The sequence below is a fragment of the Streptomyces sp. NPDC058045 genome (genome assembly GCF_042885635.1).
In the GTDB taxonomy this organism is placed as follows: Bacteria; Actinomycetota; Actinomycetes; order Streptomycetales; family Streptomycetaceae; genus Streptomyces.
Window position 1 is genome coordinate 1 of record NZ_JBHVRR010000028.1, and the last position, 11,807, is coordinate 11,807.

15 protein-coding genes are annotated in these 11,807 nt (G+C 72.2%); 8 read left to right on the plus strand and 7 right to left on the minus strand.

Translation table 11 applies throughout. The features are described 5' to 3' along the window. Nucleotides 1–101: 101 nt before the first annotated feature. From ACFVST_RS18180 to ACFVST_RS18210, 7 genes are all read right to left on the minus strand, one after another. Nucleotides 102–1,238 carry a hypothetical protein gene (locus ACFVST_RS18180; RefSeq protein ID WP_390152503.1) on the minus strand — a complete coding sequence of 379 codons (1,137 nt, stop codon included), beginning with the start codon at nucleotides 1,236–1,238 and terminating at the stop codon, nucleotides 102–104. A gap of 106 nt (nucleotides 1,239–1,344) precedes the next feature. After that, entirely contained in the window at nucleotides 1,345–1,824 is a 480-nt protein-coding gene (locus ACFVST_RS18185; protein WP_390152506.1) for a hypothetical protein, read from the minus strand. After that, entirely contained in the window at nucleotides 1,821–2,207 is a 387-nt protein-coding gene (locus ACFVST_RS18190) for a hypothetical protein (protein ID WP_390152509.1), read from the minus strand. The genes ACFVST_RS18185 and ACFVST_RS18190 overlap by 4 nt, the downstream gene beginning before the upstream one ends. A 401-nt stretch (nucleotides 2,208–2,608) precedes the next feature. Further along, complete coding sequence (dnaB, locus tag ACFVST_RS18195; RefSeq protein ID WP_390152512.1) at nucleotides 2,609–3,952, minus strand: replicative DNA helicase; 1,344 nt, start codon at nucleotides 3,950–3,952, stop codon at nucleotides 2,609–2,611. Between the two features lie 45 nt (nucleotides 3,953–3,997). Next, entirely contained in the window at nucleotides 3,998–4,966 is a 969-nt protein-coding gene (locus ACFVST_RS18200) for a hypothetical protein (protein WP_390152515.1), read from the minus strand. Nucleotides 4,967–5,321: 355 nt separating this feature from the next. Then, on the minus strand, nucleotides 5,322–5,882 hold the full coding sequence (locus ACFVST_RS18205; RefSeq protein ID WP_390152518.1) for a UTRA domain-containing protein: 561 nt from the start codon (nucleotides 5,880–5,882) through the stop codon (nucleotides 5,322–5,324). 182 nt (nucleotides 5,883–6,064) lie between these two features. Further along, nucleotides 6,065–6,889, minus strand: coding sequence for a GntR family transcriptional regulator (locus ACFVST_RS18210; protein ID WP_390152521.1), 825 nt, complete (start codon nucleotides 6,887–6,889; stop codon nucleotides 6,065–6,067). Between the two features lie 222 nt (nucleotides 6,890–7,111). Between ACFVST_RS18210 and ACFVST_RS18215 the strand changes: the two genes are divergently transcribed. The 8 genes from ACFVST_RS18215 to ACFVST_RS18250 all read left to right on the plus strand — a co-directional run bounded on the left by ACFVST_RS18215 (nucleotide 7,112) and on the right by ACFVST_RS18250 (nucleotide 11,805). Next, a complete protein-coding gene (locus tag ACFVST_RS18215; RefSeq protein ID WP_390152524.1) occupies nucleotides 7,112–7,672 on the plus strand; it encodes a hypothetical protein in 561 nt (186 codons plus the stop codon). Then, nucleotides 7,672–7,893 (plus strand): hypothetical protein, encoded by a 222-nt coding sequence (locus ACFVST_RS18220; RefSeq protein ID WP_390152527.1) that lies wholly within the window; start codon nucleotides 7,672–7,674, stop codon nucleotides 7,891–7,893. Before ACFVST_RS18215 ends, ACFVST_RS18220 begins: the two co-directional genes overlap by 1 nt. Next, nucleotides 7,893–8,075, plus strand: coding sequence for a hypothetical protein (locus ACFVST_RS18225; RefSeq protein WP_390152530.1), 183 nt, complete (start codon nucleotides 7,893–7,895; stop codon nucleotides 8,073–8,075). The genes ACFVST_RS18220 and ACFVST_RS18225 overlap by 1 nt, the downstream gene beginning before the upstream one ends. Then, the gene (locus tag ACFVST_RS18230; RefSeq protein WP_390152532.1) at nucleotides 8,072–9,760 is read left to right on the plus strand and encodes a hypothetical protein; all 1,689 of its coding nucleotides are present in this window, start codon (nucleotides 8,072–8,074) and stop codon (nucleotides 9,758–9,760) included. The genes ACFVST_RS18225 and ACFVST_RS18230 overlap by 4 nt, the downstream gene beginning before the upstream one ends. A 124-nt stretch (nucleotides 9,761–9,884) precedes the next feature. Continuing rightward, a complete protein-coding gene (locus tag ACFVST_RS18235) occupies nucleotides 9,885–10,172 on the plus strand; it encodes a hypothetical protein (RefSeq protein WP_390152535.1) in 288 nt (95 codons plus the stop codon). 162 nt (nucleotides 10,173–10,334) lie between these two features. After that, nucleotides 10,335–10,559: a hypothetical protein gene (locus ACFVST_RS18240; protein ID WP_390152538.1), complete on the plus strand. Its 225-nt coding sequence runs from the start codon at nucleotides 10,335–10,337 to the stop codon at nucleotides 10,557–10,559. Further along, nucleotides 10,559–11,296 carry a hypothetical protein gene (locus ACFVST_RS18245; protein WP_390152541.1) on the plus strand — a complete coding sequence of 246 codons (738 nt, stop codon included), beginning with the start codon at nucleotides 10,559–10,561 and terminating at the stop codon, nucleotides 11,294–11,296. Before ACFVST_RS18240 ends, ACFVST_RS18245 begins: the two co-directional genes overlap by 1 nt. Nucleotides 11,297–11,298: 2 nt before the next feature. Next, nucleotides 11,299–11,805: a hypothetical protein gene (locus ACFVST_RS18250; protein ID WP_390152544.1), complete on the plus strand. Its 507-nt coding sequence runs from the start codon at nucleotides 11,299–11,301 to the stop codon at nucleotides 11,803–11,805. Nucleotides 11,806–11,807: the final 2 nt, after the last annotated feature.

Genomic DNA, 11,807 nt, shown 5'->3' on the forward strand with positions numbered 1-11,807 from the left:
AACCCCCCCCCCGTGGTTGTCGGGGCCTTGGCGGTGGGAGGGGGGGGCGGGGGGCGGGCGGGCCCCCCCCCCCCCGGCCCCGGTGGTGCGGTGGGCTGGCGTTAGGCGCGGTGGCGGGCGTGCACCGTGGCCCGGAGGCGGTTCAGCAGGACATCGAGCGGCTGGCCGTCGTCGGCGGTGAGCCGGTGCGTGCGGACCCAGTCGCCCATCAGGCCCGGGACGGCGCGCGGTGCCAACCTGGTGTGCCCGGCCGGGGTCCACACGCTCCACAGCGTGTTCGAGCGGGAGAAACGGCGGCTGCGGGCGGTGAGCTGGTGCAGCAGCAGGTAGAAGTCCCCGGCCTCGTGCAGCGGGCGGCCGGTGCCCGTGCTGGTCGGCCAGCGCACCAGGCCGTGGCCGGGTTCGCGGTCCCCGGGGACGCGGAGAACGACGGCGCCGCCGACGCTCTCGTGGCCGGTGGGCAGCGCGTGCAGGGTCTTGGCGCGCAGACCGGTGAGGGCGGAGGCCAGGACCAGCAGCGGCGCCAGGTCCGATGTGGTGAGGAACAGCCGCCGGGCCGTACCGAGGCGGTCAAGGCGATCCGCCGGGGGGCGGCCGGTACGGTCCATCTCGTCCAGGACGGCGCCGGTCGCGCGGTCGCTGTCGCTGAGGACGCCGGGGTCGCAGCGGAAGGCGTCCAGCAGCTTCTCCGACGCGGCGATGCGGTCGCGGATCTCCTCGGCGTCCTCGCGTGCCGCCTGCAGCAGGGCCGTGTACTCGTCCCGGCTGTAGGTGACCGGCCCGCCGTAACGGGGCACCGGGCCGATGAAACCGCCAGGGTTGTGGAGGAGGTCCCGCAGATCGGGGGCGAGGCTGCCGTAGGGGACGCCCAGCAACAGACGGAACAGCAGCCCGAGTTCGCGGGCCACGCTGGTCGCGGTTCCCTTGGCGCCCAGGCTGGCCCGGTACTGATGCAGATGCCGGGGACGCACGGCGGCGAGGGAGTCCAGCGGCTCGCCGAGCGCGTCCAGAAAGCCGGTGAAGCGGCGGACGGCGGCGTAGTACAGGTCCGCGGTGGCCAGGCTCCGCACCGGGCCGGTGGCCGGTGCGATCCGGGCGCCGAACGCGGCGGCCAGGCCCCCGCGCAGATCCGGGCAGGACAGAGATGCGAAGTCGTAGACGCGTTCGGTTCCACCTGTCTGGCGGAGACGGATGGTCAGCGGCGATTCGTTGCCGCCTGTGGGCGTGTTGATGGGCATAGCGCCCTTTCATGGCGTGGGAGTGCCGCCCCGTGGACCGCGCGGCCGTGAGGGGCCGGGTCCGGGCAGGGGCGAAGAAGGTGGAATGTGTGCGGCGGGCGCCCTGTCAGGCGTCGTGCCAGCCGTGGATGCGGACCTCGGCTCCGCCGTACGAGGCGGTCAGCCGGATCGCCCACCGTGTGCCGTGCTCGTCGACCGTGACCTGGTCGGCGGGAGCGGTCTCGGGGGCCGGGGCCAGCACCATCGGCACCACGACCGAAGCGGCCAGGTGGCCTCCGGAGGCCGCGAAGCACCGGGGCGTGAGCAGGAACCCGGCTCCGACGCCGACGGCGGGCGCCTGCGCGGTCACGGTGCGGGTGATCCCGCCGAGGCTGATGGTGAGCGTCCGGGTGGCCGGCGGGGTGTCGGCGGCGACGGCCGCAGCCTCGCACGGGCAGCCCCGGTGCTGCGGCCAGGCCCGGTGCCACAGCCTGCCCTGGCAGACCCGGGCGGTGTGGCAGGGGCAGTTGGGACAGTCGGCGGGCTGCGGAACGACCCACTCGGGTCCGTCAAGGTGGGGCGGATACCAGTCGTCGTCGTAGCTCACGCGGCCGACTCCGCAGACTCGGACCAGGACAGACGGCAGGTGTAGGCGCCGAGCTTCTTCAGCGCGGCCTCCAGAGCTGCGGCGGCCAGGGCCGCCTCGGCGGCGACCCGGGCCGACGCGTCCATGTGCTCGTCCAGCGGCACCGCGTCGCCCATGACGTCCAGGCGGACGTTCCCGGCCCGGTGCATCCGGGCCAGGGCGCCGCCGGTCTGCTCGATGGCCTGCGGCAGCCGCACGGCGAGCAGCACCAGGGCCTGGACGGCGTCGTCGACGTCGCCCGGGTAGGGGTAGGCGGCGGCGCCCAGGGTGCCGTGGTTGAACGAGCGGATCCGGTCGGCTGCCTCGATGGCAAGCCGTGCCGGGTTCTTCCGGCGCTCGGGCATGATGGAGTTCTCCCTGTCTCGTGAAGCGGGATGCGGGGGCCCGGGACGGCCGTCTCGTCGCCAAACTCGCCGGCCGTCTCGGGGCACTACGTCTCTGAGCAGCCCGGATGAGGGCATGTCAGTCACCGCCACCCGAAGGGTAAATTCCCCGGGGGGATCGGTGCTTCACCAGTAAAGAGGGTTCCCCCGTGTGGGTCAAGTGATCCCCTCGGGGAATCGCCTAGGCGAATTGCTGAGGGTTCGCCAGGTCATGTTGTCGCAGGTCCAGTTGGGTGCGGCGGTGCCCGTGAATCGGTGGCGCCAGCCGTACGGACAGGCGCCAGCCGTACGGACAGGCGCCAGCCGTACGGGCAACGGACAAGCCCGGAACGGACCGTTTGTCCGAGCGGCCCGGCGGTGTTTCAGGCGGCCATGTCGGCGAACCTGCTGTGGTGGAGTTGAGCGGCCACGGTCAAGATCGCTGTTGGTCCGTTCCTGTGCTTGGCGATCAGAAGGTCGGCCTCGCCCGCGCGGGGTGATTCCTTGTCGTAGGCGTCCTCGCGGTGCAGCAGGATCACCACGTCGGAGTCCTGTTCGACCGCGCCGGACTCGCGCAGGTCCGAGAGCATGGGCTTCTTGTCGGTGCGTTGTTCGGGCCCGCGGTTGAGCTGGGAGAGGGCGACGACCGGCACGGCGAGTTCCTTGGCCAGCAGCTTGAGCGAGCGGGACATGTCGGCGACTTCCTGCTGACGGCTCTCGGGGCGGCGGCCGCCGTGGGTGAGCAGTTGGAGGTAGTCGACCACGACGAGGTCCAGGCCGTGTCGCTGCTTGACGCGGCGGGCCTTGGAGCGGATCTCCATCAGGGTCAGGTTCGCGGAGTCGTCGACGAACAGCGGGGCGTCGGAGAGGGCCTGGCGGTGCCCGGCCAGCCGGTTCCAGTCATCCTCGGTGAGGGTGCCGGAGCGCATGCGCTGCAGGCCGACCCGGGCCTGGGCGGACAGCAGCCGCATGTTGATCTCGTCGCGTCCCATCTCCAGGGAGAACACCAGCGCGGTGCGGCCGTGGCGGATGGAGCAGGAGCGAGCGAAGTCCATGGCGAGCGTGGACTTCCCGAGCCCCGGCCTGCCGGCCACCACGATGAGCTGGCCGGGGTGCAGGCCCTGCAGCAGGTTGTCCAGGTCGGCGAACCCGGTCGGCAGGCCGGTGACGGCGCCCTTGTGCCGGGCGATGCGGTCGAGTTCGTCGAAGGTGGCCTCCAGGCTGTCGGCGGGCGCCCTGGGCTCGTCCTCGGCGCGGATGTCGACGGCCGCGTACAGCTCGGCCTGGGCGGCGTCGGCGATGTCGGCGGCGTCGCCGTCGGCGGCGTACCCCATCTGGGTGATGCGGGTGCCTGCCTCGGTCAGCCGCCGCAACTGGGCCTGCTCGGCGACGATTTCGGCGTAGTACTCGGCGTTCGCGGCCGTGGGCACAGCCTGGACGAGCTGGTGGAGGTAGGAGGCGCCGCCGGCGCGGGTCAGTTCGCCGCGTTTGGTGAGCTCGGCGGCGACCGTGATCGGGTCGGCGGGCTCGCCGCGGCCGAACAGGTCCAGGATCGCGGTGAAGACGGTCTCGTGGGCGGGCCGGTAGAAGTCCCGGGCCTTGAGGACGGCGATCACGTCGCCGATGGCGTCCTTGGACAGCAACATGCCGCCGAGGACGGACTGCTCGGCGTCGAGGTCCTGCGGCGGGACACGCTCGAAGCCCTGGGGATCGGTGGGGGCGTGCATGGGAAAGGTCCTCCGGTCAGAGGTGCGTAAGGGGTGCGGGGCGGGTCAGGAGGCGGCAGCGGCGGGGTGGCAGTCCGGGCAGCGGACGACGCGGCCGTCGGGCCGTTCGCGGGTCCGCTCGGCGAGGGTGTGCGGCTGGTGGCCGTTGTTGCACTGCCCGCACCAGGCGGGGGCGGTGGTCCTGGGGGCGGGCACCGACGGGGGCGTCCAGTGCTCCAGGTGGCGGGCCAGGTCGGTCCAGCCGTCGTGGCTGGCCATGTCGGCGGCGGCAGCTGCCAGGACGGCCGCGTCCAGGCCCTGGGCGAGCAGGGCGGCGGCGCTGGCGGCGATCCTGGCCGGGGCCAGCGGCGGCACCGGGCGGCCCAGCCGCTGCCGGGCCCCGGTCCAGGCGGCGGCGACCGCCGGGGCCTGGCTGCCATCCGCCAGGGCGGTCGGGTTGTTCAGCGGCGAAGCCGGGTCTTCTCTCCCGTCCGGCAACGTGTCCGCGGAGGGGAGAGAGTTGATCTTCTGGAAGTTGGTCTTCTTACCCCGGTGATCTTCCTCGGGTGGGCGGCCCACGTGTGGACGATCGCATCTAGGCCCTGAGCTGGGGATTTCGGTGTCCCGGTCCTGTGCGCGGTTTTCGCATCCTGGTGCTGACCTGGGCTGTTCGTCCTCGGGGCCGGCGGCCTTGGGGGACAGGACGATGACCAGACCGTCGGGCATGTCGGTGATCCAGTAGCGGGTCTGGCCCAGCTGGCCGGCCTCGTTGCGGTCGCGCTCGCGCACCAGGTAGCCGAACCGCTCCAGCTCCTTCAGACCGGTGCGGACCGCGGAGATGCCGTCGGTGGACGAGGCGGCGATGGACTCCATGGACAGGCCGTAGCCATCCTTGTGGGTGGAGACCAGACCGAAGATGCCCTTGGCTTTGAACGACAGGCGGGCATCGCGGAAGAGCTGGTTGGCGATACGGGTGAAGTGGGCCTCGAAGGCGTCCGCGGCCATCGGGCCGCGGGTGATGTAGCCGTAGCTCACGCCGCCTCCCGGCAGGGGGCGGCGTGAGCGGTACGGACGGCCGCTTGGCGGTTGCTACCGTTGGAGCGGAAGCGTTGTGCGCGGGCAGGTTCTCTCTGGCTGGGCATGGCGCTCTCCCGGCGCGGCAAGCCCATCGCGGCCGCGGTACGGCGGGTAGCAGCCCGGCGTACCGCAACGAGGCGTGATGGTGTTGCGGCGTCGTTGTCTCACGAGAAGCGGGCCCGGATCTGTCGAGGATGGGGCCCGCTTCTTTGGTGTTCAGTTGGTGTGCACGTTTCTTTGTCTGTGCACCCGCCCCCTGCGATTCCCCGGTAGCAGCCGAGGAGGCGCGGGCGCAGTGGCGTGGGCCACTCGCTCAGGCGACGGGAACAGAGAAACGCAGGGTCCAGTTCGGACCCAGGACGTGCTTGGTGACCTCCACCGCGCGGCCCTCGGCCGTACGCCCGACGTGGGTGATCTGCAGCAGCAGCGTGCCCGCGTCGACTCCGAGGGCGGCTGCCTGGTCGGCGTCGGCCGCGATCTGGGTGACGTCCTCGGTGACCTCGGCCTGGGCGAAGCCCGCCTCGGCCATGCGGCTGATGATTCCGCCGACGCCGGTGTCCAGCTGTTCGATGCCGGCGGCCTCGGCCACGTCGGTGGGCACGAAGGTGTCGGCCAGCTGCACGAGTTCGTCGTCCTTGAACATCTTGCGGGCCCGTACGGCCACCGTGGTGCCGGGCTCGATGCCCAGTACGGCGGCGACATCGGCCGGAGCGGCGTCCCGGCGGACGTCGACCTCGGCACGGGGGGCGCCTCCGGCACGCTTGGTCTCGGCGTCGTACGCACCGTGGGCGCCGGCTTCTTCCCGGCTGGCCTTGCGGTAGCGGTCGGTGGCGTCGCGCACGATGGTGCCGCCGCTGGTCGTGGTGCTCGGCATGTGCCGTTCTCCTTGAGACTCGGTGGTTCTCGACTCGGGTTTTCACCATTCACCGCGCCGAAGCGTGGTGGCTCAAATGGTGTCGGGCCGCAGGTGCCTCCCCGGTGCTGGTCGCGCTTCCCTTACCGAAGCGCGGCACCGGGCGGGCCCGGCCCGCCTCCGGCTGGCCGGAGGCGATCCGGTCAGCTGTCGATGTCCCAGCCGTAGCTGAGTTCCCACAGGCTGGCCGGAAGGATGTGGATCGTCACCTCTACTGCCCGGTCCTGTGCGGTCCAGGCGATATGGGTGAGCTGGTGGACGCGGTTGTCCAGGTCGAGGGTCAGGAACTCCGCTTCCTCCGGGGTCGGGGTGCGCGTCTTGATCTTCTCCCGGATACGGGTCTGGACATGGCCCATCTCGGCGAGTCGGCTGATCATGCCGCCGGCGCCTGTGTCGTAGTCCTCCAGGACCGTTCCGCCGGCGATGTCCAGCGGAATGTAGGTCGTCGCGATCTGTACCGGGGTGCCCAGGTCGGTGTGCTCGGCCCCGGCCGGGGCCGCGTACATCCGCCGGTCCCGCACGACGACGCTCACCTCGTCGGCGGCGACTCCCAGAATCTCGGCGACCTCCGCAGGGGGGATCTCGCGCCGAACGCCGGGCACGTTGCGCGGCACCAGGCCCATACGCCGCAGCTCGGCCTCGAACGCACCGCGGGCCGCAACTCCGTCGGGCCCGTCGGTCTCCTCGCGCCTGGCCTTCTGGTAGCGGGCGGTGCCGTCCCGGGTGATCGTCTGGATGATCCGCGACACGTACGCGCCCGACCCTTGCCGTGTGGTCAGCAGGCCCTCGGCGGCCACCACCCGCACCGCGCGTTCCACCGCGGACCGGTTGCTGTCCAGCTCCAGCGCAAGGGTCGGGGCCGCAGGCAGGCGCTGTCCTGGCTGGTAGGTGCCATCGCGGATGCGGCCGCGGATGGCCTGCGCCACACGCCGGAACTCGGCGTTGGCGAGGGGATCGGGCTTCTTCATGAGGGAGACATTAGGCCCCCTCGCCACCCCAGGCAATCCCCCGAGGGGATCTATTGACCTCATGAGGGGAATGAGGTTTTACTGAGGGAGCACTGATCCCCCGAGGGAATTTCCGGAGGGGGCTGGTGTCCGTGATGCCCGAAGACGGCAGCGGCCCCCGGCCAGCGATGCAACCGCCGGACGAGGGCCTGACCCGTTCCTCATGCAACGAGGAGACGAGCTGTGTCCCAGCCTATTCAGACCCCCGGCCGCGAGCTGACCCAACGCCCGGCAACCGTCAGCCGCGTGCCGCACCCCAGCCCCCCTTCCCTGGACGAGTACCTGCGGATGGCCTGGAACGGCCTGTCGGCCACCACGCCGGCCGCCCGCCGCGTCGAGGCCACCGAATCCGGCCGCGACCTGCTGGCCTGGCTCATCGGCCTGCCGCTCGACGAGATGGACACCGACGCTCTGGTGTACGCGCTGCTGCACCTGAGGGCGGGGCTGGCCCGGATGGTGGTCGCCACCATCCCCACCGCCGTAGCGCCCGCCCCGGAATCCGGCCCCGCGCTGAACGACGCCGACCTGGTCTCCCACCTGATGGACCTGATCAGCGACGCCGCCCCCTTGCACGCCGACGTCGCCGTGCACGTCGCCCAGCCCCTGCCCGCAGACCTCATCACCTCCCTGGCCCGCGCCATCAACGCCCCCGGGCTGCGGCCGACCGGCACCTACCTGGAGGCCATCGGCTTCTGCGGCAGCTCGACCATCCACCTGACCGCGCAGACCGCCGGAGGCGCGTGATGGCTTGGTCGTTGTCATGGCTGGGCGGCGGCAACGACCGCCAGCTGGCCGCCGACAAGTACAGCGGCAAGGAGAGCGCGTCGGACAAGGCCGTTCGCCGCGAGGCCGTCCGCTCCGCCCGCCGCCGTGAGCGGCACCACCGTGGCGGCGCCGACCGCGCCGACCGCGCGGGGTGGCAGTGGGCCGACGACGAGCGCCGCCGCCAGGAAGGACGCCGCTGATGTCTCCTCGCCCCCTTCGTGCCTGGCAGCACCACGTCGCCGAGGCCGAGAACGCCCGGCAGCGCGCCACCTCCGCCCGGCAGACCAAAGCCCGCATCACCGAAGCCCTGGACCAGGCCGCCGCCGAAAAGGCCGCGGGCCGACTCGCCGCTACCTGGACGAAGAAGGAAGACGCCCGGTGACACCGCACCACCGCGAACCGCGCATCCCCGGCGCCCACCGCGCCGTACTGATCGGCGGCCCAAGGCCGGAGCCGACGGCCGCCGAACTCCTGGAAACGGCGCACGTGGAGGCCGCCGACCTGCTGGCCACCGCCCGCCGCGAGGCCCAGACCCTGCGACGGGAGGCGGCCACCGCCGCCGCCCAGACCGAGGCCGGCGCCGACGGCGCCGCACAGCGCCAGCTCGTCGCCGACCTCCACACCCAGCAGGCCCACCAGACGGCCGAACAGCAGATCGAGGCCGCCAAGGCCATCCTCGCCCAGGCCCGCGACGCGGCCGAGGAGATCCTGGCCAGCGCCCGCACCGCAGCCACCCAACTGCGGGAGGCGGGCGAGGCGGACGCCGCCAAGGCCAGCACCATCCAGGCCGAGGCCCGCAAGGCGGCCGAGGAGATCAGGGCCGGGGCCGAGCGCCAGGCCGACATCATCCGCGAACGCGCCGCCGCCGAGACTCGGCAGCGGCAGGAGGACGCCGAGCAGGCAGCGGCCACGTTCCGGCAAGAGGCGGAGAACGACGCCTCGGGCGTACGCGAGCAGGCCGCCGCCGAGGCCCGCCGCCGTGAGGAAGCCGCCGAATCCTTTCGCCAGACCACCGAGGCGGAGGCCGCCACACTGCTGGACGCCGCCCAGCGCCAGGCCGCCGACCTGGTCAAGCAGGCCGCCTCGGACGCGAGCAAGGAACTGGAACAGGCCCGCAAGCAGGTCGAGCGGCAGGGCCGCGAGGTGACCGCCGCCCTCGACTCGGCCCGCCGGGACCGCGAAGAGGCCGCGCGGGTACTGGAACAGGCCCAGCAGGAGGCCGAACAACGGACCCAGCGCGGGGAGAAGCTGACCAAGAAGCTGCCGACCTTCGCGCTGTTCGCCGCGATCGGTCTGACCGCCTCCGGCGAATGGTCCCTGGCGACGCTCGTCGGCTTCCCCGTCTGGATCGCCCCGCTGCTGCCGGTCGCCATCGACGTCTACGTGATCGCCGCCATGCGCCGCCACCGCGACACCTTCACCGCCATCAGCCTGATGGTCGTCGCCAACGTCCTGGTCCACCTCGCCGACGCCGGACTGTTCGGCGTCACCGGAACCGGTGAACACATCCGGCCCACCTGGTGGCTGGTCGCCCTCGTCGTCTCCATCGGACCGTTCGTGCTGTGGCGGGTCCACGCCCTTCGCGACGGCCACACCACCGGTAAGACCCCCGGTGACCCGGCGCCCGCCGCACCGGTCACCACCGCCCCGGCTCTGCCGCCGGGCACCGGTACCGGTACCGGTACCGGTACCGGTACCGGTACCGGTGCCGGTAGCGGTGACGGCGCCACCGGTAGCGGAGGCGGTAATGCAACCGGTAAAGCGCCGGTAACCGGTACCGGTAACCCCGGCTCGCCAACCGGTAGCCCAGGCGGTAAAGAGCCGCCCGCGCCGGGCGGTAACCCGCCGCCGCGCAAGCCGCCCCGGACCGAGAAGAAGACCGGTACCGGGGGCGGTGGCGGCACCGGTAAGGACGCGTTGCGCGACAGCGTCCGCGAGCGGATCACCGGCCTGATCGACGCCGGAGAGACCCCGTCCCCTACCGCCCTGGGCCGTGAGTTCGACGCCGACCCGGAGTGGATCCGCAACCAGATCCGCGCGGTGAAGGCGAAGCAGCCCGCCGGGTGAGCGGCCGGCAGTGGTCGCCCTGGAGACGGCAGAGCCACCCGCACCGGGAAGTGCACCGGACCCCAGGACGGCCACGGCCGACCGGCCCCACCCACCCCGACCCGAACTCACCGAGGAGAACCACGTGTCCGACCCCAACTCCGCCGCTGCGCTGCTGGAATCCGCACGCGACACCGTCACCACTGCCCAGCGCGACATGAGTCCCCACACCGCCACCGAGGCCCAAGCGCGGGCCCACGTCGCCCTGGCCCTGGTCGCCGTCGCCCGGCTGGCCGTGGAGCTGTCCTGCCAGATGTGCTCCGGCACCGGCCTGGTGCTGATGCGGTGCGTGGGCGCCGACTGCCCGCGCGAAGAGACGCAGCACCGCCACCACAAGCCCTGCCCCAACCCGGTCCACCGGTCGGCGACCTGATCCGAAACGGGGTGGCCAAACGCCACCCCACCCCCCCAGAATCGAACGCGCGCACGAACTGGCTGGTGAGTACTCCCGCCCGTGCCGCCTCCCCACCGGCGCGCGGGGCCGCTCCACCTCCTACAGCGACCGGCCCCGCGTCCCTCCCGGAAGAGGAATCTCATGCTCTCGCACATCCGCTGGTGGTGGCGCCTTCGCCGCACCCACCGCGACGACATCCACCCTGCCATGGTGGTGATCGTCCTGCCGTCCGCTCCCCGGACCGGCGACGGCGGCCCCGGCCCGGAGGACGGCGACGCCCGCCAGCTCGGCGGCGACGAACTGGCCGCTCGCGCCGCGCTGTTGGCTGCCCTCGGCGAGATGCCGGCACCCGGCGGTGACCGGTGATGCCCGACGTTCACAAGACGACCAGCCTGGACGGCTCCGGCCAGGGCGAGCCGTGGTGGCTGCGCAAGGACGCGCACGACCCGCTGGCAGGCGGCCCGGCCGGGTGTTGCTCGGGCTGCCCGGTCCGCACCGGGTGCCAGGTGGCCGACGACGCGGCCGAGAAGTGCGCGGTGACCGGGCATCAGCCGCCCCCGGCCCCACCGCTGACCGACCCGGGCCCGACCGGGTGGGACATGACCGAAGTCGCCAGCCGTGGGGTGGAAAGCGCCATCTCCGGGCTGTTCGGCTTCGGCTGGGCAGACATGGCCGCCCTGGTCATCGAACGCACCAACCCCTTCGACGCCGACGGCAATCCCGTGGAGTGGGGACGCCTGCAGATCAAGCGCAACCTGCTGTGCATCGGGCTGGTCACGCTGGTGCCCGTCGACGGCACCACCCCGGCCCGCTGGGTCGCGAACGCGCTGAGCACCGGCGGCGTCGCCTACGCCGTCTTCGCCCCGGCCGGGGCGGTGCTGTGCGCAGTCGGCTCGCTCTGGCTCGGCAGCCTCGCCCCCGGCGTGTTCGGCGGCCTGTGCCGCCTGTGCCGGTCCGTGGTGATCGCAGTTGGCCGCGGCATGTGGAAGTTCGCCCGCTCCGGCCTCGGCTGGATCCTCACCCGCCCTCCGATCTGGGCCGCTGCCTGCGGCGTCCTGATCGTCTCCTGGGACGCCATCGTCCACACCCTCACCGGAGCCTGACCATGAACATCTTCGACAACACCACCGCCAACGCCTCCTTCGGCGCCCTGCTCTTCGGCGCGATGGCCACCGTCGCGGTCGTCGCCGGTTTCAAGTACAAGATCCTCAAGAACAAGAAGACGTTCGCGCTGGTCTTCTTCTTCATGCTGCTGGTCACCGTCAACTCCACCGGCATCCTCGGCGAGATCGCCGGTGCCCTCCGCCACGGCATGAACGTCGCCGGTGAGGCCGCCGCAGAAGGCGTCGCCGGAGCCAAGGCGACCCCCAACCCGCCGCGTTCGACCGTCACCCCGGTCTCCGCCGGAGGCGCCGGCATCGGCCTGTGCGGCCTGACCTGGTACGTCATCAAGCTCTTCGCCGCCCGCGGCAAGCCGAAGGACTGGAAGGAAATGGCCGGCGGCTCGCTGGTCGCCGTCTGCTACGGCACCACCCTCGGCTTCATGGGCATCCTCGTCGGCGCCGTCACCCTGACCGGCAACAACGTCGGCCTGTGGATCTTCGGCGGGTAACT

Coding starts and splice junctions, on each gene's coding strand:
- ACFVST_RS18225 (WP_390152530.1), top strand. CDS start 7,893: ATGTCTCCTCGCCCCCTTCGTGCCTGGCAGCACCACGTCGCCGAGGCC.
- ACFVST_RS18205 (WP_390152518.1), bottom strand. CDS start 5,882: ATGCCGAGCACCACGACCAGCGGCGGCACCATCGTGCGCGACGCCACC.
- ACFVST_RS18245 (WP_390152541.1), top strand. CDS start 10,559: ATGCCCGACGTTCACAAGACGACCAGCCTGGACGGCTCCGGCCAGGGC.
- ACFVST_RS18220 (WP_390152527.1), top strand. CDS start 7,672: ATGGCTTGGTCGTTGTCATGGCTGGGCGGCGGCAACGACCGCCAGCTG.
- ACFVST_RS18250 (WP_390152544.1), top strand. CDS start 11,299: ATGAACATCTTCGACAACACCACCGCCAACGCCTCCTTCGGCGCCCTG.
- ACFVST_RS18210 (WP_390152521.1), bottom strand. CDS start 6,889: ATGAAGAAGCCCGATCCCCTCGCCAACGCCGAGTTCCGGCGTGTGGCG.
- dnaB (WP_390152512.1), bottom strand. CDS start 3,952: ATGCACGCCCCCACCGATCCCCAGGGCTTCGAGCGTGTCCCGCCGCAG.
- ACFVST_RS18240 (WP_390152538.1), top strand. CDS start 10,335: ATGCTCTCGCACATCCGCTGGTGGTGGCGCCTTCGCCGCACCCACCGC.
- ACFVST_RS18190 (WP_390152509.1), bottom strand. CDS start 2,207: ATGCCCGAGCGCCGGAAGAACCCGGCACGGCTTGCCATCGAGGCAGCC.
- ACFVST_RS18180 (WP_390152503.1), bottom strand. CDS start 1,238: ATGCCCATCAACACGCCCACAGGCGGCAACGAATCGCCGCTGACCATC.